Source organism: Caballeronia sp. LZ043 (assembly GCF_031451075.1).
In the GTDB taxonomy this organism is placed as follows: Bacteria; Pseudomonadota; Gammaproteobacteria; order Burkholderiales; family Burkholderiaceae; genus Caballeronia.
Genome location: NZ_JARUXT010000002.1, coordinates 1,138,233 through 1,161,171 on the forward strand (window position 1 = coordinate 1,138,233; position 22,939 = coordinate 1,161,171).

Annotated in this window: 19 protein-coding genes and 4 pseudogenes; 12 read left to right on the forward strand and 11 right to left on the reverse strand. The window is 58.8% G+C overall.

Annotated features, from left to right (window positions below; all coding sequences use genetic code 11):
- Positions 1-305 precede the first annotated feature (305 nt).
- Complete coding sequence (locus tag QCE64_RS18855; protein WP_310005466.1) at positions 306-776, forward strand: response regulator; 471 nt, start codon at positions 306-308, stop codon at positions 774-776.
- A 9-nt stretch (positions 777-785) separates the two neighbouring features.
- Here the strand turns inward: QCE64_RS18855 and QCE64_RS18860 are convergent, their stop codons facing one another.
- Both QCE64_RS18860 and QCE64_RS18865 read right to left on the reverse strand, forming a co-directional pair.
- Entirely contained in the window at positions 786-2,411 is a 1,626-nt protein-coding gene (locus QCE64_RS18860) for an ATP-binding protein (protein ID WP_310005468.1), read from the reverse strand.
- Positions 2,412-3,028: 617 nt separating this feature from the next.
- Positions 3,029-3,309, reverse strand: a pseudogene (locus QCE64_RS18865) (bifunctional metallophosphatase/5'-nucleotidase); the annotation flags it as partial.
- A 222-nt stretch (positions 3,310-3,531) separates the two neighbouring features.
- On the opposite strand from QCE64_RS18865, the gene QCE64_RS18870 reads away from it, so the two are divergent.
- The 6 genes and pseudogenes from QCE64_RS18870 (at position 3,532) to QCE64_RS18895 (ending at position 9,811) form a co-directional block, all read left to right on the forward strand.
- Positions 3,532-4,434, forward strand: a complete 903-nt coding sequence (locus QCE64_RS18870) for a DUF3034 family protein (RefSeq protein ID WP_404987395.1) — start codon at positions 3,532-3,534, stop codon at positions 4,432-4,434.
- 2 nt (positions 4,435-4,436) lie between these two features.
- Positions 4,437-4,865 (forward strand): group 1 truncated hemoglobin, encoded by a 429-nt coding sequence (locus tag QCE64_RS18875; protein WP_310005473.1) that lies wholly within the window; start codon positions 4,437-4,439, stop codon positions 4,863-4,865.
- Complete coding sequence (locus QCE64_RS18880) at positions 4,862-5,512, forward strand: methylamine utilization protein (RefSeq protein WP_310005474.1); 651 nt, start codon at positions 4,862-4,864, stop codon at positions 5,510-5,512. Before QCE64_RS18875 ends, QCE64_RS18880 begins: the two co-directional genes overlap by 4 nt.
- A complete protein-coding gene (locus tag QCE64_RS18885; RefSeq protein WP_310005476.1) occupies positions 5,499-6,761 on the forward strand; it encodes a cache domain-containing protein in 1,263 nt (420 codons plus the stop codon). The genes QCE64_RS18880 and QCE64_RS18885 overlap by 14 nt, the downstream gene beginning before the upstream one ends.
- Before the next feature lie 1,177 nt (positions 6,762-7,938).
- The gene (locus tag QCE64_RS18890) at positions 7,939-8,142 is read left to right on the forward strand and encodes a cold-shock protein (protein WP_310005477.1); all 204 of its coding nucleotides are present in this window, start codon (positions 7,939-7,941) and stop codon (positions 8,140-8,142) included.
- A gap of 827 nt (positions 8,143-8,969) precedes the next feature.
- Positions 8,970-9,811 (forward strand): annotated as a pseudogene (locus tag QCE64_RS18895) (formate/nitrite transporter family protein).
- A 49-nt stretch (positions 9,812-9,860) separates the two neighbouring features.
- Here QCE64_RS18895 and QCE64_RS18900 read toward each other — a convergent pair.
- The 4 genes from QCE64_RS18900 to QCE64_RS18915 form a co-directional block, all read right to left on the reverse strand.
- Positions 9,861-10,031, reverse strand: coding sequence for a hypothetical protein (locus QCE64_RS18900; RefSeq protein ID WP_310005479.1), 171 nt, complete (start codon positions 10,029-10,031; stop codon positions 9,861-9,863).
- Between the two features lie 307 nt (positions 10,032-10,338).
- A complete protein-coding gene (locus QCE64_RS18905; protein WP_310005481.1) occupies positions 10,339-11,163 on the reverse strand; it encodes a galactosyltransferase-related protein in 825 nt (274 codons plus the stop codon).
- Positions 11,163-12,224 (reverse strand): hypothetical protein, encoded by a 1,062-nt coding sequence (locus QCE64_RS18910; RefSeq protein WP_310005483.1) that lies wholly within the window; start codon positions 12,222-12,224, stop codon positions 11,163-11,165. Before QCE64_RS18910 ends, QCE64_RS18905 begins: the two co-directional genes overlap by 1 nt.
- Complete coding sequence (locus QCE64_RS18915) at positions 12,217-13,338, reverse strand: glycosyltransferase (RefSeq protein ID WP_310005486.1); 1,122 nt, start codon at positions 13,336-13,338, stop codon at positions 12,217-12,219. The genes QCE64_RS18910 and QCE64_RS18915 overlap by 8 nt, the downstream gene beginning before the upstream one ends.
- Before the next feature lie 536 nt (positions 13,339-13,874).
- Here QCE64_RS18915 and QCE64_RS18920 point away from each other — a divergent pair.
- Entirely contained in the window at positions 13,875-14,126 is a 252-nt protein-coding gene (locus QCE64_RS18920) for a hypothetical protein (RefSeq protein ID WP_310005488.1), read from the forward strand.
- Positions 14,127-14,522: 396 nt separating this feature from the next.
- On the opposite strand, the gene QCE64_RS37970 is transcribed toward QCE64_RS18920, so the two are convergent.
- Together QCE64_RS37970 and QCE64_RS18925 are read right to left on the reverse strand one after the other, a co-directional pair.
- Complete coding sequence (locus tag QCE64_RS37970; RefSeq protein ID WP_404987414.1) at positions 14,523-14,759, reverse strand: hypothetical protein; 237 nt, start codon at positions 14,757-14,759, stop codon at positions 14,523-14,525.
- A pseudogene (locus QCE64_RS18925) lies at positions 14,748-15,426 on the reverse strand (alpha/beta hydrolase); the annotation flags it as partial. The gene QCE64_RS37970 and the pseudogene QCE64_RS18925, both read right to left, overlap by 12 nt.
- 572 nt (positions 15,427-15,998) lie before the next feature.
- Between QCE64_RS18925 and QCE64_RS18930 the strand changes: the two are divergent.
- Complete coding sequence (locus QCE64_RS18930; protein WP_310005490.1) at positions 15,999-16,817, forward strand: dienelactone hydrolase family protein; 819 nt, start codon at positions 15,999-16,001, stop codon at positions 16,815-16,817.
- 151 nt (positions 16,818-16,968) lie between these two features.
- Positions 16,969-17,212, forward strand: a pseudogene (locus QCE64_RS18935) (cytochrome ubiquinol oxidase subunit I); the annotation flags it as partial.
- A gap of 441 nt (positions 17,213-17,653) precedes the next feature.
- Here the strand turns inward: QCE64_RS18935 and QCE64_RS18940 are convergent.
- The 3 genes from QCE64_RS18940 to QCE64_RS18950 form a co-directional block, all read right to left on the reverse strand.
- Positions 17,654-17,935 carry a DUF6566 family protein gene (locus QCE64_RS18940; RefSeq protein WP_310005491.1) on the reverse strand — a complete coding sequence of 94 codons (282 nt, stop codon included), beginning with the start codon at positions 17,933-17,935 and terminating at the stop codon, positions 17,654-17,656.
- A gap of 825 nt (positions 17,936-18,760) precedes the next feature.
- Positions 18,761-19,231 (reverse strand): RES family NAD+ phosphorylase, encoded by a 471-nt coding sequence (locus QCE64_RS18945; protein WP_310005493.1) that lies wholly within the window; start codon positions 19,229-19,231, stop codon positions 18,761-18,763.
- The gene (locus QCE64_RS18950; protein WP_310005495.1) at positions 19,228-19,668 is read right to left on the reverse strand and encodes an antitoxin Xre/MbcA/ParS toxin-binding domain-containing protein; all 441 of its coding nucleotides are present in this window, start codon (positions 19,666-19,668) and stop codon (positions 19,228-19,230) included. The genes QCE64_RS18945 and QCE64_RS18950 overlap by 4 nt, the downstream gene beginning before the upstream one ends.
- Positions 19,669-19,919: 251 nt before the next feature.
- On the opposite strand from QCE64_RS18950, the gene QCE64_RS18955 reads away from it, so the two are divergent.
- Complete coding sequence (locus QCE64_RS18955; protein WP_310005497.1) at positions 19,920-20,561, forward strand: hypothetical protein; 642 nt, start codon at positions 19,920-19,922, stop codon at positions 20,559-20,561.
- A gap of 955 nt (positions 20,562-21,516) precedes the next feature.
- Positions 21,517-21,675 (forward strand): hypothetical protein, encoded by a 159-nt coding sequence (locus tag QCE64_RS18960; RefSeq protein WP_310005499.1) that lies wholly within the window; start codon positions 21,517-21,519, stop codon positions 21,673-21,675.
- Positions 21,676-22,939: the final 1,264 nt, after the last annotated feature.

Here is a 22,939-nt window from a genome sequence, read left to right on the forward strand (position 1 = left end):
GACCATCACCACAAGGACTTGCATTTCTAAGCATGGGAACTAGCGTGATGAGAAACCAGTGGCCGCCTGCACTGTGCCGTGGCCGGCGCAAGGCGGACAACCGCGTCGATCCTACTGCCGGTCAAGAGAGGTAGATTGAAGTCACACTTCGGTGGGATAGGGCTCACATGTCCAGAAACAGCTCGTCCGAAGTGTCTCTTCTGGCGCCACGCCCACGCTACAATGGATGCCGTTGCGTTGCGCAATTGTCCTGCCCCCGCTTGCAAAAGAAGATGGGTAGACCAGGCGAAGGTTGAGGAGAGGGGATGAAGGGAAACAAGCTTAAAGCGGTCTTGTTGGTTGAGGACAATGAGAACGACATTGAGTTGACGCTCCATTCCCTGACGGAGGCCGGGCTGGAGAATCCGGTTTCCGTCGTGCGAGACGGTGTGGAGGCGCTTGAGTATCTCCGTTGCCAGAATCAATGGAGTTCGCGTCAGGACGAACATCCTGCCGTTATTCTGCTCGACAAGAAATTGCCGAGACTCGATGGACACGAAGTACTCGAAGCCGTGAGAGCAGATGAGCATTTGCGGCGGATTCCCATCGTTATGCTGACCTCCTCGCGCGAAGAAAGTGACCTCTTGCGAAGCTACGATCTCGGTGTCGATGCTTACGTTGTCAAGCCGGTCGGATTGCGAGACTTCATGGACGCGATTCGCGACATCGGTGTTTTCTGGCTTCATGTCAACGAGCAAGGCTATCCGGCGACCGCGAAAGCGACTCTTGGTTGCTGAACGGTCGCCCTAATCGGTTAGAGGCAGCGACACGAAAAACGCGGCTCCCATGCCGTCGCCCTCGCTTCGAGCCTCAACGGATCCATTGTGACGCTCAGCTAGCGTCTTGACGAGCCATAGTCCCAAGCCAAGCCCTCCGACGCGACCAGATGCACTCGGCTTGATTTGCTCGAATCGCTCAAATACCTTGTCGATCGTATCGGCAGCAATTCCGCGACCGGAATCCTGCACGCACAGGACGGCCTTGTCGCCCTCGGCCGAAACCGAAACATCGATCACGCCCGCTTCAGTGAATTTGATAGCGTTGTTGATCAGGTTCCACACGATCTGCTTTATTCGCGCGGCGTCCCCTTGTACGACGCAACGGTCCATTCGGCTCGTTATAAACCGCCAGCCTTTGTGTTCTGCCTGTAGCCGAAGGTCACTCACCAGGTCGGCGATAAGCTCGGCCAATTCAACTGCGGCAAAGCTAAAAGACAACTTGCCTGAGACAATTGCGCCGCTGTCGAGCAGGTCGTCAACCATCAGCGCCAATTGCCTGGCGTTGCGCTGGATGGTGGCGGCGGCCTGCGGGAGGTGGCTTTTGAAGCCAGGGCGCTGCAACAATTCCGTCCAGTTCAAGATGACGCCTACTGGAGAGCGGAGTTCATGCGAGACCGCCGCCATGAAATGGTCCATTGCAAGCGCGTTCCGGTCGCTTTGTTCACGTGCGAGCCGCTCATCTCCTGCAATCTGTCGATGGTCGAGCTCTTGCTGTTTCCGAGCCGTGATATCGAGCACGAAACCTAGCATCTGCGTTGGGCGACCCGCTTCATTGTAGAGGGCGCGACCGCCAACCATGACCCAATGCTGTGAACGATCAGGCCATACAATTCGGTATTCGACGCGATAGTCCTGGTGATTCCCGATGGCTGCGTCCAGCTCCGTTCGCACCCAGGCACGATCCAAGGGATCAATGAGTTGTTCAAATAATCGAGCTTCGCTTAGCTCGTCGTCAAGATCCAAACCGAAGTTGCTCTTACATTCGTTGGTGCACGTGACCACGCCTGTGAGGAGGTCGCGTTGCCACGCGCCTACATTGGCAAATGCAAGCGCTTCCGCAAATCGCGCGCGGCTTTCCGCGAGTTGCCTCTCCTTTTCTTCCGCGATTATCCGGCGCAACTGCGCTTGCGATCGCAGACGCGCTTTTTCCCGCTTGTCTGCATCCTCCCGTTCGACTCGGTCCGTCGCGTCGATGACACGAAGCGCAATGTAGGACTGAGTGCTGTCAGCCGGCGCAACGACACTCGCGCCGAACTCCCAAACGCGGGTTTCGGGGGACTTCGACGGATCCAACTGGAAATTACCAGGAAGGTAGGGTGACTCAGCGGACGTGCCTGGCAGCAATTTGGCGCAGACAGCAGCGAGCCACGCATGACGAGCCTTGCGTTGATCATCGGTGTCGTGCGGGTTGAAATCTACGATCGACTTGCCCATTACGGCATGTCGCGTTAGTCCACTTAAAGCAAGGAACCGATGGTTAGCAAATACGATCCGCAAATCGTCGTCGACAACGACATAAGCGTCGCACAAGGCTTCGAATAAGGCGGATCCGTTAGGCTCGTGGGGAAAGGATGTTCTTAGCGGGTCATCCATGTGCGAAATGATCGTTTGCAGCGCGCGCCTCGGAAAGCGGCTGATCGATATTCTCGCATTGTTTTCTGTTGTCGTCTCTCACGGACAAGGCCGTGGTGAGTCGTAACCACGATCGCCGGCGCATTCTCCAGTCACAACTACCGCGCAAACCTTTGGCAAGTCAGTCGAGGTTCGAGGGCCCGTCAGTTGAGATTGTTATAGCCTATTTGGTGCCATCTACGGAGGATAAGAGATTTTTTTGACTAAGGCGCATCCAGATCGTCTTTGGTTTCGTACATTCCTCGGCGGCTGTCCTATATTTGTCCAGTCGCTAACGATCCGATCTGGGTAGCGAGCCAGCGCGTCGCGGGGCGGCCTGCGTTTGGAATTGTGGTATCGAGCTCGGACATGTATCTAACATCGCGAGCACACTGCGACTTAGCTGCTCGTTCCGGTAGCACCTTTTATCCTTGGCTCGCGGGTGACCATGCCGTGCATCAGCGAAAACGACAAGCTCGAGATCTTCTGTAAAAAACGACAACTAAAAAACGCGTGCCCGTTGCTTCGTCGGATGCAATTGGCCGGGCATGACGGAGCCCAAGAACGGTACCTTAGAGGCATATTCCGGCCACTCGCACGATGCCCGGCACGGTCGAGAGGTAGTAGCTGCCGTTCTCCATCGAAGGGAAATAAGGCGAGTCGTCCAGCCCGCCATGACAGCGCGACCACGATCTGCGCGCCTTCCGCGCGCATCTGCGGCACGTACTTTTCCGCGCTTTCCTTGAGGCCTTGCGTGTAGACGTCGCCGTCGAGATTGCGCTTGTCGCAAGACATGAACCACGGGCGGCGTGGAGCGGATCACGCCTGCCTTGACCGGCACGATGACCGCCTTGCCGTCCGGACCGGTGTCGTGCAGGTTGCAAGATGGTTTGCGCGCTCCACGCTGAAGACCTGATTGCAAACGTTTGGCGCTTTATTTCTTACGAACGGCGGTCAAGTTCGCTTCTCAGCGACCGTTTACCAATGAAATCAGAGTCGCCTTCCCGAAACGAGAGACGACATTTTCATGGACGCCGTGCCCATGTGGCACGGCCGCGATAGCCCGCGGAAAACTCCATCACCCTGTTCGAATGCCTTCCGCATGCGATTGTTCCGAGAGAAAGCGCGTTTCGCCGGTTTCGCCGCAACGATGCTCGCTTCGTTTTCGACGTGCGCTCATGCCGACGAGCCTCCTGTGGTTCCGCTCACCGGCGGCAAGTTGCTATTGACCTGCGGCGTGTCCGAACTGGAAGGCGCAGCGGGCGGCGGTCTCACACCGTGGGCCGTCATCGGCGGCTATGGCACGGCTGGGCAGCTCGGCGCAAACGTGCACGGTACCTACGTCCATACGCAGGACTATGCGCTCGGCTCGTGGGGAGTGACCGTAGGCATCGCAAACCGCGTCGAGCTCTCGCTGGCGCGGCAGCGCTTCGACACCCGCGATGTCGGCGCAACCCTCGGTCTCGGCGAGAACTTCACGTTCAACCAAAACATCTTCGGCGTAAAGGTGCGTGTGCTGGGCGACGCCGTGCTCGATCAGGACACGTGGGTTCCGCAAATCTCGGCCGGCCTGCAGTTCAAGCACAACGAGCAGGGCGACATTGTGAAGGCCGTGGGCGCCATGAGCAATTCCGGCACGGACTTCTATCTGTCCGCGACCAAGCTGCTGCTCGCGCAAAGCCTGTTGCTCAACGGCACGGTGCGTTTCACCAAGGCGAACCAGTTCGGCTTGCTCGGCTTCGGCGGTGACAGGTCCAATGCGTATCACGCCGAGTTCGAGTCGTCGGTTGCGTATCTGCTGTCGAAGAGCATCGCGATCGGCGGCGAATATCGGATGAAGCCCGACAACCTGTCGTTCGCGCGCGAGCAGAACGTCTATGACGCGTTCGTCGCATGGGCGCCCAACAAGCATGTGTCGCTGACGGCCGCGTATGTCGCGCTGGGCGACATCGCGACCGTGCGGAATCAGCGCGGCCTTTATGTTTCCTTGCAGGCGGGGTTTTGAACATGACGATTCGTCTCGCTGCTTTCATGCTCGCGTTGCTGGTGTCGTCGGCCAGCGCCGGCGCGCGCGCCGACGACGCACTCTATCAACAGTTCGGAGCGACGGATGGGCTGACGAAGATCGTCGACGACATGTACGTCAACGTCCTCGCCGATCCGCGCACCGCGCCCTATTTCGAGAACGCGCCGATCAAGCGCATCAAGCGGAAGCTCGTCGAGCAGATCTGCGTGCTGCTCGACGGTCCATGCGTCTATACCGGCCGCTCGATGAAGCGTACGCACGAAGGTCACGCGATCGACCGGGCCGCCTTCAATGCGGTGGTCGAGGATCTGCAGGCCGCCATGGACAAGAACGGTGTGCCGTTTCACGCGCAGAACAAGCTGCTCGCGAAGCTCGCGCCCATGTATCGCGAGGTGCAGGACCGCGAATGAAGCCCCTCATCTGCATGCGCTCGTGTGCCGTCTTCGTGGCCGGGTTCGGTTTCGCCATCACGTTCGCACACGCCGCCAGCGTGCGCGTTCACGTCGTCGATCAGGCCGGCGCAGCGGTGCAGGATGCGGTTGTCTACGCGCTGCCCGTCAACGGCAAGCTTCCAGCGACCAAGCCAGCCGGCGCGGTCATCGACCAGGTGAAGCGTCAGTTCGTGCCCATGGTGTCGGTCGTGCGCACCGGCGCGGCCGTCTCGTTTCCGAACAAGGACAACATCGAACATGATGTGTACTCGTTCTCGCCCCCGAAGCGTTTCGAGCTGAACCTGTATCACGGCATTCCCGCGAATCCGGTGGTGTTCGACAAAGCCGGCCTCGTCGTGATGGGCTGCAATATCCACGACGCGATGGTCGCGTACCTATTGATCGTCGACACGCCGTGGTTCGCCAAAACCGACGCAAACGGCATGGCGACGATCGACAATCTGCCTGCCGATTCGTACACGGTGATCGCCTGGCATTTCCGCCAGAGCGACCCGAATGCGCAGCCGACGCGCAAGGTCAGCGCCGTCGGCGGAGACGGCTCGGCGACCTTCGCCCTCAAACTGAAGCCGGCGGAACAGGACGAGCAACCAAATGCTGCTCCATAGCCTGCGCGCACGCATAGCGCTCGTCTTCGTGATCCTGATGCTCGTCGCGCAAGCCGCGGCGTTTCTCGTCATCAACTCGGTAATTCTGAAGAACGCGCATCGCAACGCCGAGGAGCAGCTTTCTGTTGCAGAGCGGGTGTTCGGGCAGGTCCTGCATGGCAACGGCGATCAGTTGACCCAGGCGGCGAGCGTGGTGGCGGCGGACTTCGGCTTTCGCGAGGCGGTCGCGACGCACGACAGCAAGACCGTCGCGTCCGCCTTGCAGAATCACGGCGACCGCATTCATGCGGATCTCGTGATGCTCGTCGACCTCGACGGCAAACTGATCGCCGACAGCGCGAACATGGGGCACGAAGGCATGGCGTTCCCGTTCCCGGCGCTTATCAAGACGGTCGCGAAGAAGGGCGATGCGTCCTCGTTCGGCATGATCGGCGGGCGCGCTTACCAGCTCGTCGCGGTTCCCGTGAAGGCGCCGGTCGCGATTGCATGGGTCGTAATGGGCTTTGCCATCGACGACATGCTAGCGCGCGAGATGAGTTCGCTCACATCGCTCGATGTGTCGTTCCTGACCGTCGAGGCGAACGGCAAGTGGGCGGTGCTCGCGAGTTCGCTGCCGGGCGCTGCGCGCGGTGCGCTCAGGAATCAGACGCAACTCGCCGAGGACGGCTATGCAACGCGTATCGTGCGCCTCCATTCGGAAGGCCAGACGGTCGCGGTGTTGCTTGAGCGCTCGCTGACGGAGGCGCTCGCGCCGTTCCGCAGCCTGCAGTCGACCTTGCTGCTGATCACGCTGCTAGGCGTGCTCGTATCGATCGTCGGCAGCGTGCTGACGGCGCGCTCGGGCACGCGTCCCATCGCGGCGCTCACGCAATTTTCGAAGCGGATCGGTCGAGGCGACTACGCCGAGCCGATCGACGTTCACCAGAGCGACGAGATCGGCGAACTGGCGCGTGCATTCAACCAGATGCGGGAAGGCGACAAGTCGTTCGTGCTCGGCATGTCGCAGCACAAGGACGACGAGATCATCGTCCGCTCCACCATTGATCTCGGCCATAACATGGGCCTGAAGGTGGTGGCGGAAGGCGTTGAAACGGAGGGCATGCTGGAACGTCTAAAGGCACTACGCTGCGATCTCGCACAGGGCTATCACTTGAGCCGGCCGCTTCCGCCCGCCAGACTCGAAGCCTGGCTCGATGTGTGGCAAAGCACCCACGAAGGCGCATTGATCGCCGGCGCTGAAGAAGCCTGAGGGCGCTATCCGTTGAGGCGACCCGACAGACGCCGCGCATGATAGCCTTGCTTCGCAGCGCCGCAGACCTTGCGCCAGGATAGCGAAGGAAAGTTCTCCTTCAGTAGAGTCGACGAGGATCTTTTGGCAAGAAGGCGTTAGCTCGACGGGCAGTCCTTTACTCGATAAGTTGCTCTTGCCTCACGTTGAGACCTATCGCAAGCATGTAAATTTGCAATGAAACCTCTGCGCAATATATTGTTACAATCTCCACATCGTCTCGGCACGACCGTTCGGTTGAGAGCTCATCTAGATCGGCCGGTCGTTTGCGAAGACCGAATGCCAGGGGCGCGCACCCTCCGTCGTCTCAGCCAGATTGCTTCACCGTCTCTCAGGTTCTGGCACGGCCCTCGGATTGGCCAGAACTTTATAGCCGACCCCTCAACCGGGTCGGCTTTTTTTTGGACATAAGGATTCTTTACCGGCCACTTGCGCTTTGCTTACATTAATTCGCGGGCAGTGCGTGACTTGGAACCGGTCCCAGCGATATTATTTATTCTGCAGCGTCGGACCACCATTGTCGGCCCGCCAGAACCTGAGAGAGAGCCGAGGGATAAAACAATCGGCCGACGCTGCACCTCGGCGGAGCAGATCGCTCTTGCACGTGTATGTGAACGCCAGCGCTCGCTTCCACGCGGTGGTACTTCCGCGCCGCTTGCCCGCGCCTCCTGATTATCTTCGATGCAATAGTGTGCAGGTCCGTACGGCAACCCGAGTAGGGCGGGATAGGGCAGTGCGCAGCGACACCTGGATGGTTCGCAGCCAAGCGACAGGGAGAATCCTGTCGGTACGATGCTAAGGGAGCAGAAATTTGTGGGCCGCGAGGCGAAGCGCGCATCTGAGCTTTTGGAAGGCCCCCGCGTCAAGGGAGCCTGCCGGATGTTCCCACCCCTGAATGAGCGAAGCTACGAACCTGGGACCGCCAATAGCGAATTCACCATCGGCCCGTGAACGATCGAAACACCTGCTCCGCATCCTTACCGACATCGAGAAATGCGCGGAGATGACAAACTGGCGTCTAATTGGACTAATAAGAGTGTGCTCGAAGTATTCCGAGCGTTTCTGTCAGTACAATACGGGCTTTTGGTGGGTGCAGATCGCGCCGGCCATTCCACGTGACTTTAATTAGAGAGACAGTATGGCAACTGGTACGGTTAAGTGGTTCAACGATGCGAAGGGCTTTGGCTTCATTTCACCTGATGGTGGCGGCGACGACCTTTTCGCCCACTTCTCAGAAATCCGTTCAGAAGGCTTCAAGTCGCTGGCGGAAGGGCAGAAAGTGACCTACGAAGAGAAGATGGGGCCCAAGGGCAAGCAAGCATCGAACATCAGGCCGGCATAACGCCCGGCGGTTGACATGGCGGAAAAGGCGCGCGGCTTGCCCCGCGCGCTTTTCATTCGCGGCGCGTATCGCGCGGCTCTAATAGCGATCGCTGATCTTTACCTAGCGCAGCGGCGCACGTGACGCGTTTCATCCACACGAACCCGCTTGCTAGCGTAATCAGCGTGTGCTGCGATAGCTAAGTTTAGAGTAATCGCGCGACGGCACGCCGCTGCGTCACGCGCAGCTTGCCTGCGCATCGATGCTGCGTTGCTGCCACAATCCTTGCTGGCGATGCGCCGATCTATGTAGGCGATAGCGCGGCCCGCAGGGCCGTTCCGTCAATGGTCGTGACGCAATCATCAAGGTGTCGACCTGCGCGATTTGCGGCCAGGATCTGCATTTGTTCGCTGGCCGCATGGCAAGAAGGATATTCGCTACGACACAAATGAGCGCTCTCGAGGGTCCCTCCGGTTACGAGTGCGCCGTGCGACACATGAATGAAGATCTCGCCGACTCGTTCCCTGCACTCTAAATGCACGTATGACGAGGACGGTACCCGTGGGCAGTCCCGCATTCGCATGCCATTCTCCAAACCACTCGAACTTCGCAGCCGCTATCCAGCTAGCTTCGGCTGCAAATGGCACGGTCTGGGCATCTCGACGGACGGTTTCAACGGGCCGGAGCACGAAGCTCGCTTCACCACCGAGAAACACGTAGCAGATGCGAAGTTTCGCGCATGCCTCGGTTCCGGAAGGTGTGCCATAGCCATTGCGGGACTGTGTCGTGCTGAGTTTCTGTGACAGCCGTTGCGACCAATGCAGCGATGGTAGGAGAGGAGATCTTTTGTGACCGAAACATCAGCAGGCGCCGAGTCGCCCCATCTTGATGACGCCCAGCGCGAGCAAGCCGCTGATCACTCCACGCCACATCCGCTCGTCGTCCATGAAATTGTTCGAGAGGAAGGCGAGACGGCGATGGAACGCACCGCATTCGCGTTGACGTCGTCAGCTGCAGCTGCGGGTCTCTCGATGGGGTCTCGTTCCTCGTAGAAGCGATCGTTCAAAGCGCCCTCCCCAAGACAGATTGGCGTCACTTGATTTCAAGCTTCGGCTACACCATCGGCTTTGTATTCGTGATACTAGGACGCCAGTAGTCGTTCACTGAAAGTACGCTGACCGCAGTTCTTCCTGTGCTGACCCGGCGCGACGGGAGTACGGTCATTAAGATGCTTCGCCTGTGGTCGATCGTTCTAATAGGGAATCTGATCGGTACAACTATCTTCGCGGCGCTCCTTCAATTCAAGGGTGCTTTCGGATTCGAAGTAAACGCCGCACTGGCGGAGGTGGCTCGCTCGCCCTTCAGTGCCAGCTTCGGCGACACGCTCGTCGAAGCGGTGTTCACGGGATGGCTCATCGCATTGATGGTATGGCTGCTGCCGAGTGCTCGTTCGGCACGGCTTCTGAACATTTTGCTGGTCACCTACACGGTCGGTGTGTCCAAGCTGACGCATGTGATCGCCAGTTCAGCAGAGGCGGCGTACGCGGTGCTAACGCACGCCGCGAGCCTAGGTGACTATTTCAGCGTTTTCCTAGTGCCGACTCTGTTAGGCAACATGATCGGCGGTAATTCCCTGGTTGCAATCGTGAACCATGCGGCAATCGCCCCAGAGATCGATCATTCGGAGTGACACATAGAGCCGGGCTGTATGCTTGCACGCAATCTTCGTGGCGTCGGACCTAGTCGTCCTCGTCGTCGAGATTCTTGCTGGACGAAGTGGAACCTTCCGTGTCGGGCTTTTGCGTTTGGTCCTTGCCCGATTCAGTTTTTGACACGTTTAGCTCATCCAGCTTGCGGTCGATCGTGTCCTTAGCATCAGGGCTTACACCTTCATTCGAAGAAGCAGTCATTACGTTTCTCCTTAAGACGGCACCCCCACGATGAAGGCGCCTGGTCGATAACCTCGGCGAACTGGCGCGCATCGGACGTGCCCAGTGCCCCGACGATGTAGTTCGCGCATCCGCGCGTGATAAACGCACCCGGCTCCCCCAAATGTGCCAAAACCCGCGGTGGGGGTACGAACGTAGCATTGGCGGTCGGCTTCGTGCCTGGGGCTGCATACTGCGCCGCCGGTGATGTAGATTTAAGCGCCGGCGACGCGCGATCGGTCAGTTCGGTCGCCGACCCCACCTCCTGGCCGGGGTGTGCGGCGGTGGATCAGGCGCACCGAGCAGCTTCGACTTCGGTACGTGTCGGATGCCGTCTAATTTTGAGCCGGCCATCGCAAAATTCGATGTATCCAGCGGCTTCGAACGCATTCAGCCAGCCGTCCATTGGCCACCGCTCCCAGCGATCATGAAAGACCGTTGCGTTTCGCACAATATCGGCGAAGTGATTCAAAGGCGGGGAGTAGGTCGGATGATGTTGATGGAACGCCTGTGCGTCAACGAGCTGCAGCCCCACAGCTAAGCGCTCTGCTCGGAATGCAAAGTCTGTGTCCTCGCCTCCGTAGCCCGTGTATGCCTCATCAAAGCCGCCGATTTGTTCGAACGTTTCTAGATGGCACGCGAAGTTGAGAGACCAAAACATCGGGTGTGGAAGCGCGTCACCAGGTGCAAATGCACCGAAGGCTTCATGGCTGGACGAACAAGCGTCGAGTGACGCCTCAGACCAATCGGAGAGTTGACCGGGGGGCAGGTAGTTCACAATCCCTTGATAGATCGTTCGTTTGTCGCGCTTCAGGTATCGCTCGTACGACCCAAGCAAATCGTTTGATGGTATGCAGTCGACATCCAGAAAAACCAGTTCATTGCTCTGCGCTGACCACGCAGCGAGGTTACGCGCTTTCGCTAAAGGCAAGCTGCCGTCGGTCGTGCAAATCTCAAGGTGTTCGATCGCAAACCGTTCGCTGCGCCACGGGTGAATTGACTGGTTCATCTGAACGACGATCAAACGTTCTGGCAAAACGCGCGATCGCTCCAGCCCCGCGATCAGGTTGTCGAGGTGCGCCTCACGACCATGTACGAGTGTCAGCACGTCCATCAGTTCCTGCCCGGCAGGGATTGGTGCACCACTCGGGAAATCGCGCGTGCCGCTTCGTCCGATCCAGCGGAGCAAAAGCGGTCCCATCGCTCGGGCATTTGCATGAGTGCCCGTTGTAGCAGGTCCGGCCATTGAGCGGCCTCTGGCGGCATTTCTAAAACGATCGCCAAGTTGTATCGCGCGAGTATTGCAGCAGTTGAGCGCTGCTCGCCAAACGGACGATCTTCTGGAATGCAAATGAAGCGCTTTTTCAGGTGGGCGATCTCGCTGACCAGGCTGTCGCCCGCGGACCCGACAACCACATCGGATCGAGCAATCCACCGTAACGGATCGTCGACCTGCCCGAGGAATGACAAATTGGTCGGGTATGTCAAAGCAACGTGGTCGAGGCATCCGATCACCGTGAAATGCCATTGTGGACATGCATGAGCGGCCGCTAGCGTTGCCTCGGCGACAATGGGCGCGCCGCCGAAGCCGGTGATGATCGTCACGTGCCGTCTCGACTCCTCGACATTAGAGACGGGCGCAGTGCCATTCTCGGCGAGATGCTCGTAACGTGAGATCAACCCGGTGTAGTCCGTTTTTTCGCGCCACCGCACCGGCGTATCCGGTTCTTCCCACTCTGCAGGGTAGGGGGCGAGCAGACGAGTGGCACTCTCATACGCAAAGTTGTGAGCCGCATCGAATCGATTGCCTCTCTGCCGCACATAGATAACGGGCACCCCACATAACCTGGCCAATGTCGCAATTTCGACCGAAACGTCGACTATCAAGATGCAGGGCCAATGTTCCTCGAACCACGCCGTGAGCCGCCTGGCCCGCTGACGCAATCCGTCAACGCACAATGGCGCGTAGTGAAGGTGATCAAACGACTCAACAACGCACTGTTCGTGGTAGTCCGGTTGCAGATGACAATGTTCGACGCCGTTGATGCACTGGTCGCCGACGAGGCTGCTGAACAGGGTCGCGCGATGCGTAAGTTTGGGCGCGATCGCGCGAGCGCGTTGCAAATGACCGTGCCCCTGATGATGTACGTAGAACCCAACTTCGGTTTCACGCATCGACGCTCGCTCCGATAGTGGATGCACCGTCAGCGAATGTGTCCATGACCGGCACGCCCATACAAACGCTTTCAAGAAGGTCCTCGTAGCGATCGATCATCACTTCAATGTCCCAAAGCGCTTCCGCCCGCTGCCGGCATGCGACGGGCGACAATTGGACGGCAGCGCGCATGGCTTGAGCAAGCGCAGCCGCATCGGGGGCGCTCGCTAGCGCCACGGTGTCCGGAGATGCAAGCTCGCGAATAGCGCCGCGGTCGAAAGCAGCGACCGGTGTTCCGCACGCCAACGACTCCGCCAGCACCATGCCGAAGGGTTCGTCCCAACACGGGGTGATGACGCTGACGCTTGCCTGGCGTAATGTCGCGGCCAATGTGCTTTGATCGAGGTGGCCAAGGTAGGTCGCGCCTTGCCCCAGCCGCGGTGCAATCTCACGGTCAAAATAGATTTGGTCGGACACAAATCCAGCAATTCGGATCGGCATGCCGATCGACCGTGCTGCATCGAGTGCATGGTGCGCGCCTTTCTCGGGGACCAGCCGTCCGTACCATATAGCGTAGGATTTTGTTTTGTTGCGTTCGGACGTCCACGCGTCCAAAGCAATCCCATTGGGAATGACGCGACAGTTCGGTATCAGAGCTGCCCAACTTTCCGCGTTTGTTTTCGACACCGTGACATAACAATGGGCGCCGCGGAGCTGGCTTGCCGTGACAGCGGTCGCCAACTCGAAGAATGGAGGGGTGTGGAGGACAGTGAGCATGGGTGTCGTGATCAACGCCGCCATCGTAATCGGAACATAGTGCAGCGAGTTGTTGAAAATCACGTCGAAGCCCTGGCCGTCGATGGATTGCATGCAATCCATATAGGCGTGATGCTCAGCAATGTACTCGGCGCTCAATACGTCGTGACTGTGTCGATCCGTCTCGTAGTCGATCGATGAAGCCACGTTCACCTCTTTGACGGGAAGCGACGGGTCGGAGCCTGCGCGGGCGAAAAGCATCACATCATGCCCTCGAGACTTCAGGCGTCGAACCGCTTCGTAAGTGAACGCTTCGAGCCCTCCCGCGAACGGCTGAGCAACTGCATGCTTGATGTGAGTTAGGATCGCTATTTTCATTGTTCTGATGGCATCGAAAGCAGAGGTTTGAAGCGCTGGGTCATCACAATGCGGCTTTTATTGCATGTGCCCTCCGCATGAACCATACCCATGGCCCTGTGAATTTTCCAATCATTTTGTCAGATCATTCGGCGGTCTTTTCGACCATACAGCCCTACTGCTGTTTTACTTTCGAGCAGGACCTCGATAATTCGGCATTCTCTTGCTGTACATGACGTTGCATTGTCGGGCGTCGATCAGTTTGCGTTTCAAGTGTCTGGGCCTCCTTGGTTAGGCGTTGCGCTGCTCGAAGATGGCGCAACGTCGGACGCTTGGCGTTCGCATTCAGAATGGTGCCCAATGGACGACCAAGTCCGAAGTAGTATGTGATCGGCGTGGGCGTAATCGCGGTCCGTGTCTCGCCTTCCTTTGTGGTGCCTTATTTTCTTTCGGCGCTGGAAAAGGCAGTTTGAGGGAGAGAGTGTCCGGCGATTGGTGAGAAGCGATATGCGTCCAGGTATGACATGTGCGATACGCTGGTCGACCAGGAGAGCGCCATGGACGTGACAGATCTGTTGGCCGAATGTCTTGCCGCTCAGCGGCAACTTGCAAGCGGTATATTTGTGAAAGACGAAGAGGCGACCAAGGTAGCATTGGCATTGATCGACGCATCACTTAGCTGCGTTCGAAGCGATGAGTACGCAGTGCACGCGCTGGATCAAGCGCGTTTAGTGGCGCAGGCAGGACACGCGAAAGAAGGTTTGGCTCGCCTGGAAAATGTGCTTGCGGCGATTTCAGCAAGGCGCTGAAGCACACCTGAGCGTACGCCGCTTCTCACCGGTGGCTACGCGTTTGATCGCAATCGATTTGCCGGACGGCGCGCTTTTGACGGCGACCCGGATTCTTGGCTTTCCGGGATTAAGTGCATTTTGCTTGGCGGGCCTCCGAGTTACTGTCCCGAACGAAAATAAGGTCGGGGACTTGCTATCTCCCTATGCAATTCGTCTCCATGCCAGTCACAAAGTGATCCGCTCGCCAGCGCTGGGTGCGCCGACACCTTTGGACAGACCAGCACGTCATTTTGGACGGGTGGAGGGGCCTACAGCGAGCGTGCGGCTCAGTGCGCATAAAGGTTCGAGGCTATTATGGCCGCGCGCGATCTGCATCCATTCGATCGCTGCGTCTTCCGATGCCTGAACCACGCATCAGCGTGCTGCATGGCAATCGATGAATTCGGAAACGTCATTGAGCACGGGCGCGACGGTGATGATGGCGGATAGAGCGCGAACCGGTTGTGCCATGCTACCGACAATCATTGCATGATTTATGTTGCTATATCGTTTGATTACAACCCGATCGTGCGCCGCACGAAGGCGCGCCGCGAAGCGATCAGTGTTGCCCGGGTCGACCGTGTGATCCGCCGAGCCGACCCCAAGAAAGATTGGCGGCTCGCCTCCAGAAACATGGTTGATTGGCTGACTATCGTCGCGTAGCTCTGCGGGGAAAACTGCTTTGAGGTCGTCGTCCTCTAAGGGAAGAAAATCGTACGGTCCCGCCAGTCCGATCGCACCCGCTAACGCACTGGATTCAACGCCGCGGTCCTTCAAATAATGGCCGTCGGTTGCGAGCAGCATCGCAATGTGCGCGCCGGCCGAATGACCCATGAGGAACAGTTGCGGGATCGGCCCCAAATTCAACTGTGTGGGCGCGAGCCCACGCGACCGCGGCGGCGGCATCGTCCATGAATCCAGGAAAAATCGTTTGAGGATACAGCCGATAATCCGGAATCACCGTGACGTAGCCTCGGGAGGCGAGCGCTTCGCCAACGAATCGATAGTCATTGCGGCCACCCGATTGCCAACTGCCGCCATAGAAGAACACCACGAGCGGCCTTGCGGAACCCGATCGGGGGCCGGCCTGGGGCACATAGACATCAAGCGAGTGACGTTTTCCGCTTTCGTAGGCCAGGTCCGAATGCTCAACATAGTCGTACCGAGGGGTCAACGCGTTGACGAGGGCGACGGGAGTGCACGCCGAAAGCAGTGCAATCGTCAATGCGCAGGAGCATGCATACACGAAGGAGAAGATGCGGCGTGGAATCGAAGGCATTCAAGATGTATGAAAGAGGGGCGCATTCGGCCTTTGACATCTACATACGAGATTAAAGCCTCCGTGGATGCTCAATCCCAAGGAGACGGATTCACGGGACAGTGTTGAGCGGATGGTAGACGTCGAAGCGATCCGTCGGGTTAAGACGCTCCGTATACAGTACCAGTTTCATGCCGGCAGGCTTCAGTCGTAATTTGAATAGGATACCTTTGGCGCCGTTCGCGACGACTCCATCGCCGAGAATCCAGCTGGGAGGCTCGATCCGTTCATTGAACCAACAGTGGTGGCAGTCGGAATAAAAATCCTTTAACAACGGAGACCACTTTTCGCTCTCGTACCCGCCGGTGAATCGGTGAGCAAATGGATATGGTCCAGTGGCTATAGCTCGGCCGTAGCCGATTGTGGCAGACCGACACGCAGTCTTGTGCCAAGTCGTGTCCATGCACGCCGCTCAACCAATATTTTCCTTTTCGAACGCGCCTGCACTATATTAGTTTGAGACTTTCAGGTGAGAGCTCGAAGCGCGCAAGCTCTAGTCATCAGCGCGCGCAATCGGCATAAAGGAGTTGTGCATGAATCCGCGCGATGTCGGTGTCGATGATCCTTTGGACGATTTCACAACCTGGCAGTTTGAATTTGAGGGTGATAGTAAGAAAGTGTATCTGGCGGGCGCAGGACCTGCGGTTATCGTAATGCCGGAAGTGCCGGGCATTAGTCCCCCTGTCGCCCGTTTTGCCCGTTGGGTTAAGGATGCAGGGTTCCGCGTATACATGCCCTCATTGTTTGGCCGCGATGGAGCAGTGGTTGACGCCGATGAAGGGGCAGCGGTGCTGAAGCGCCTCTGCATTAGTGCCGAGTTCAGCGCTATGCAATCTGGGCGCTCAAGCAAAATGACGCACTGGGTACGTGCTTTGGCTAGACATGCGCACGCAGAATGCGGCGGGCCGGGCGTTGGTGCCGTCGGCATGTGTTTCACGGGAAATTTCGCGTTGACGATGATGCTTGACTCAGCGCTGATTGCGCCTGTGTTGGCGCAGCCGGCCTTGCCGCTCAACGACCCAGGTGGTTTGGAAATTTCGCCTGAAGAATTGAGCCAAGTGCGTTCCAGACTGGACCGGGAATGCCTGGAAGTACTTGGGTTGCGTTTCCGTGACGACCCGCTGTGTACGGCTGCCAGGTTTACGGCCTACCAGAACGCATTGGGCGAGCATTTTGAAGGCATCGTGTTGCCGGACGAGGTAGCGAACAAGGATGTCGCGCCATTCGTGGCCAAGTATGTGCCATCGCCTCATAGCGTGCTCACGCAGAATTTGATTGACAAAGAGGGAGAGCCGACGCTCGAAGTTCGCGATCGGGTGCTTGAGTTCTTGAAGCAGCGTCTCCAGACGTGACACCATATGCGGGCAAGGTCCACGTGCGCTTGCCGAGCCCCACGGCGCGCGGGATTTCGCAGGCCGACGGGGATTTGGCCGGGGACCGCTGATCGACGCAGAGATTATCGGTCGTTCGGTGGCGTATCTTTGCCTCCTGACGCGAATGCGCTTCTTCACACCGTTCGGCATGGGCGAGGTGTCGGGAATCGCCATGCTGTTTCATTTCAGGATCAACCGAAGTCGCTTCATTGCGGCGACGGCGCCCGCCACAGGCTCGTTGATCGCCTACAAGGTGCTCACCGCGTTCTTTCTCGAGTCCGCGTTTCTCGGCGTGCTGCTGTTTGGCCGCAAGCTCGTGCCGCAGTGGTGCATGAGTGTCCACCGCATTCGTGGCACTGGGAACGTTGATCTCGTGCACGGTCTGAACTTGCTCAACCATCCACCGACCACAGTCGCCGCGATGGAAGGGTCTCGCGATGCCTGCGCACTTCCTACATGTCGGGGATCGCGAACACGGTCGCGCGCATGCGTGTACCGGTTTCCGACAGCGGCCTTAAGGAGCGGCCGCGCGATCAACATCCTTTTGTGCCGGTGGTGTCTTTCGCGTCCGTATCATGGTCGGCACTCCGCTCGCAATGCTGCTCGTCGTCGTGCGTAGATTGCTCTTTCGGCCGCGCAGGCGCCTGTACGGGACTGGCACTGGCTCGCAAAGAGGCGGAAGGCGCGGGCGAAGCGTCAGACGAGGCATTGGCTAAGGCCCGCGCAACGCAGGCAACAGTAGATAGGCGCTGGCCGCTCATGCGCCGTACGCGCCGTCTCGGGCACGCTCAACGCCCGTTTGGTCGTGTGGCATGTCAGTCAGGAACGGAGCCTGAACGTCGGCCTGTAGGGTCACTCGTATGTTGATTGTCATGGCCGCGCAGATAACGGTCGATGAGGCGTCGAGCCTGTTCGACGCCCGCGCGCAATGCTTCGTCTTCTGTGCGCCAGTTGGGGCCTAGCACTTCGACCTGCGGCAGCTCGACCGCCTGAGCGCCGCGCGTCACGCTGATATCGGAGGTCCAGTCGCCGGTTTCGACCTGCCGTGTCGTCACGCGGGCCTCGTAGGCATCGAGTGAGAAGGTTTCGTTTGTCATAGGAGAACTCGCATGCGGGGAAGGGCCCTCTGTCTAGCATACAAAGTGCCGGGTCGATGTTTGAGTCGACATTGCGTGCCTCGCCGACGCTGCGGCACGTGCGCGGCTACTTGCACGCCAGTCCTCCCGATCGGCAGTGACGCTTCTCGTATTCGTTGATATAGGTCTATGCGAACAACGAGGGCGGGCATCGCAACTGGCAGGCGTTCAGCGCTTCGACGCAGAACACTGGTTTCTAGCTGAAAGGTATGGAAGAACTGGGCGGCGGACTGCGCGCCTAATTCGCTTTCGAGTAGCGTTCCAACTCGAACAACGATACGCAAGCGTTCGCGGGCGACGGCTTTGGCCCGCAAGCTTCGGTTGGCCTACAGAGAGCGACGCACACAGCAAATTGACGCTCGGCCGGCAGTTCGACGTGGTCATCGATTTCCCAAGGCTCATGTCCTACTTTTTCAACATGTGGGGCGGTAGCCTCGCGCCGTATAGGTTCGAAGACGACAATCTGGCAGCGGATTTCGTCGTGCCTAACAACATCATCAAAGTGGCGCCCGCGCCGTCGAGTTGCAGGTAGACGCCTACAATCGCCGAGCCGCCTTGCGCGAGCTGAACGGCGGGCCCGTAAGCACGGCTTTCTGCAGAGCCGGCGGCGGCTTTGCTTATCGCGTACATGCCTTCCACCGTCGCGAGAACAGCCTATTTGACCGCGGCGGCTCCAGATCATGCAAGCGCCTGCGATTGGCCTGCGGATGGACCGCGACGTGCCCATTTGTCACCGTCAAATGCGAGCGATCCCTCGTATTCTGAGAATAGTATGGGTCATTCATCCTATCGAGCGGCGCGACGCAGCAGCCTTGGATCTGTTTCCCATTCATCCCGCGAGCCGATTGCGATCAACGGGAAATCGGGGTGGATCGGGTTGAGGAGATAATTTGTTTCTGCAGGAACGACCGAGCTAGGGACGGCAAGGACCGCGCTCGTCTGGTTACGCGCCCATGCGGCGCCTATCTGCTGCAATTCATTTCGCGCCTCAAGGTCGCGCCAGTCGTTGGGCAGGCTCGCGCAATCGACGCGCTCGATCAGGGACTCAGGGATTCGGACCGGAATCATGATATAGCGGGCTCGTAAGGGTGAGTCCTGGACAAGCATTTCCAGCAAAGCGAGCGATTGAGTCTGCGCCGTGTACACGAGCGCAAGTCCTTTGGGGTTCCACCGTCCACCATACAGTCGCGGGCCCTCACCGGAAAAACTCCTGTCGGCAAACCGCTCCGTGGTGACTCGCCATGCCGTTACAGTCATGCAAACACACCGTGCTCGATGCGCCCCAGCGTATCCAAAACGCTCTCAGCACCGATGTCCGTGTCGATCAAGCTGAGGGGGGTGGCGTCGCCGAGTGCCGCCGCCGGTGCCTTGAGCCAACTGATCGCCAGTTCGAGATCTTCGAACACCTCCGCGGCACGCGCTGTGACACGCGCAAGCCTGAGCAATTTCGCCGACTCCTCGCGGCTGAACACGCCTTCGCGTTTGCGTCGAGCCAACGTACGCTCTGGAATGTCGAGTGCCTGCGCTAGCTCTGACTGCGAGATTTCGATCGATTTCAGAATGGAGTCGAGCGCCAGCGACGAAATCCCGTGACGAACAATGTTGACCCAATCGAGTCCAGAGCGCGGTGCACTTGGGAGCACCGCGCGGCCACCCAAGAGCGAGTCAGCAGAAATCTTGTCGATCACGGTCATAAGCACCTCCTGCCATTTGGCATTTATTTTACACCAAATTGGCAGAATGACCTACCGAGAGGAAGCTTGCCCCTAACGCCGGCTTCCTATGGTCGCCTACGCGAGTCAAACGGGCTGCGGGGGCAAGGGCGCGAAGCCGCTATTCGAGTCGATCAAAGTGGACAACGGCGACGCCGGCCGCATTACTCGCGTGCAACGCACAAATTCCTCATTCTCGTGGCACCGCATTGCGCGGATGCGTGCCGCAAGCCTTGATCGAAGCGCTCGAACCGTTGGCTTCGCGCGACTACTCCATCGCCTCGCTATCAACGGACGGCCGCCTCGAGCTGCTCCTGCGTCAGGCGCAGCATGCGGATGCGGCCGGCGGCAACAACATTTCGCTGGGTCTCGCATCCGGATGGCTGACCAGGCACGCGACGCTGAGCACGTCTGTCGAAGTGCGCATACGGATCAATCGGGCATTCCATGCACCGGCCGATGATGGTCCGCTCGTGCTCATCGGCGCGGGCACCGGGTTGGCTGGCCTGCGGGCGCATCTCAAGTCGCGTATCGAACGCGGTTGTAGTGCGAACTGGCTGATCTTTGGCGAGCGCAACCGGGCACACGATGCGTTCCATGTAGAACAGCTTGCTCGTTGGCAGGACCTCGGCATGCCGCAACGGCTTGATCTGTTGCGGTCACGCGATGGCGCCCGACTGCGTTATGTGCACGACGCTCTGCGCATCCATGCGGCGCTGCTGCGCGAATGGGTGCTGGCCGATGCGGCGATTTATGTGTGCGGCAGCGCGGCACGCATGGGCCGTTCCGTACAGACGGCGCTCGCCGACATTCTCGGGTGGGCCGAACTCGACGCGTTGCGTGTTGCCGGACGCTATCGGCGCGACATTTGTTGAGTCCACGCCCGCCGGTCCAGTGCGGGTGACAGACGCCGCCGCGCTGTTGTCCATGCTGCGCGCGGGAGAATATCTGGCGGGCGAGCGTCTGGACGACATTCCGGCGGACGGGCACCGGGCGAGAGCGGACTTTATTTCACGCCGTCGGCGCCATCCCGGCAGGCCAGAGTCGCCACGTTGGCGAATCATTTCTCGCGGCCTCTTTCGGAGTCGGTCTGGACTTGCGCCAAGTGAGGCTTGCCTGGCGCATTCCTAAGAGCTCGCGAGGGAAGATGGTGTCTGGTGTGATTCCCAAGCAACTGCCGTCGTGATCTGACGTACCTAGCGGCGAGTTCCTTGTCCAGTGCGGTCGCCCAGCATATCCGCGAGCGACTTGGCGCCTTTGAGCTTCGCGCCGGTAGTTGATTCTCCGATGCCAATGCCCGCGCCGTTCGCCTATACCTTGCCGCCCGGCGCCTTGTGGCCCTCACCGGTCACTGCATTGGCCGACGTCCACATCGACGGGAGCTAGGCGGGCGCCCAATGTTTCTGCGCATAGATTGCCTGCGCGGTAGCCTGTTGAACGCCAATCGATTTCCCTTTCATCCGTGCGGCGATCGGCTCTGAAGATCTGAGTGACAACGCGCCGTGACCGAAACGCAGCCATTCGCGTTCAGAACTGTTGTCCCATGCCGTTAGCTGTTGAATGGATACGCCAAATCATCCCCTCATGAGCGCATATGAGCTCCGCCTCGTCGACGCGGAACTGGGCCATCTGCGGCTAGCAGTATTTCGAGACTTAGCCGACTCCCACCCTGTGTTTCCGCCTGCCTACTGGCATACACGCGTCGCGCAAATCCTGGACACTCGACACTTGCTCCCCGGGCAACTAGCCGCAATCTCAACACTCTTCACGAGGATCGAATCCCGACTTGCGGAGGTCGATCTTGCCGCTTAGGCAAGTCCGAGCTACGCAATGGTGGCCCGTCCCAAGCCGCTGCGCAAGAGCGGATGCGAGGCCATGGAATCGCGTACGAAGCTGTTCGCGGCGAACAACGAGACACGGTTCGATGGCTTTGGTTTCGACCGCGTCGAACGTCGCGGCCGCAATCTGCGCGAACTGCAGCCACCTTGATCAAACCCACCTCAACGCGATCTTCAGTTGGGTGAGCCTGTACCGAACAGCTGTGTCTCCCAATTAGCTGTTGGGGTTGAACAGCGGTATGAGTGAGCGCATTCGCTAGGTTTTCGTCTGATCAAACCTCTAAAGTGAGAGACCGTGCGGATCGCGCTGATTCTCTGTATGTCGAGTGGAGAGGGCAGAATTGTCGGCTTCTTGTTTTGAGCAGTCAGCGACGATCATCGGGTGCGGCCAATTCTCGCCGTTCGTCATCGTAGTCAGGCGGTCATTCGAACGGCGGCTATCGCACATGGAAAGCTAGGGTGTGGAACGTCTGCCTCCCCGTCCTGACCACAATGACACGATTCCCTCCGCGATCATTCTAAAACCCGCCAACAACACGCCGGTCATGACGACAAGAGCGGTTATTCCAGTCAAGGCGCCTCCAATTTTATTGGAAACAGGTCGTAGAGTTTGTACGAGCCGAGCGTGATCATGCACAGAGCCAGCACGTAATAGGCCCGCCGCAGCATCTGCGTGAGCGTCCTGACTGGACGTGCGGCAGCGCGAATTGCGCACACTACGGAGGCTGAATAGGCCGCGGCAAGCGCTAACCAGAACAGTGCAGATAGCGGATCATTCATGGAGGGCGGACAGGGGCCGAAGTGGGCGATCAGCTAAACATGTTACATGCCGGGGTCCATCGTCTGTCGAAGTGGAAACCTGGAGGTGAAGCCGAGCGCAAGTCGTCTTGCAGCTTGCGTCGCCTGTCCGTCTTGAATCACAATCCGTACAATATCTCTCCGAATAAAGCAGCAAACCAGGCCTTTCGAGTTCACATTCAAGGTTGACTTCGTGCGGGCCGTTCGAGGCCACACTTTTCCGTCGTTCGGAATCCGCGGCTGCAAGGGCAACCATCGACGGAGCCCTCTCTGTCCTTAGCGCTTTCGACAAGCGAACCGCGTACGTTGGATGCCCGAGTCTGCATTGTGCTAACTCGATTTTCCAACGACTACCGCTCTTGGTTGCCGGTTCCTGCTTTAGTCGCACCGAAACTGATCTCAACGCTTTTGGACGAGTCGCCGTAGGTCCCAAGTCTCGCAGATCAGTGACGCAGAGCAAGTGGTGCTGCCTGCGCGCCGCTAGTGGCTTCGGCGAACACGATTGAGTTTGCAGCCTTTGTTATCGTGCAGTCAGTTCCGTTCGCCGTGGCGCTCGGCTTGACCATTCGTAATGCCGTTGCACTTGCTCCAGTGCCTGTAGCGGACCGCGGGCAGCG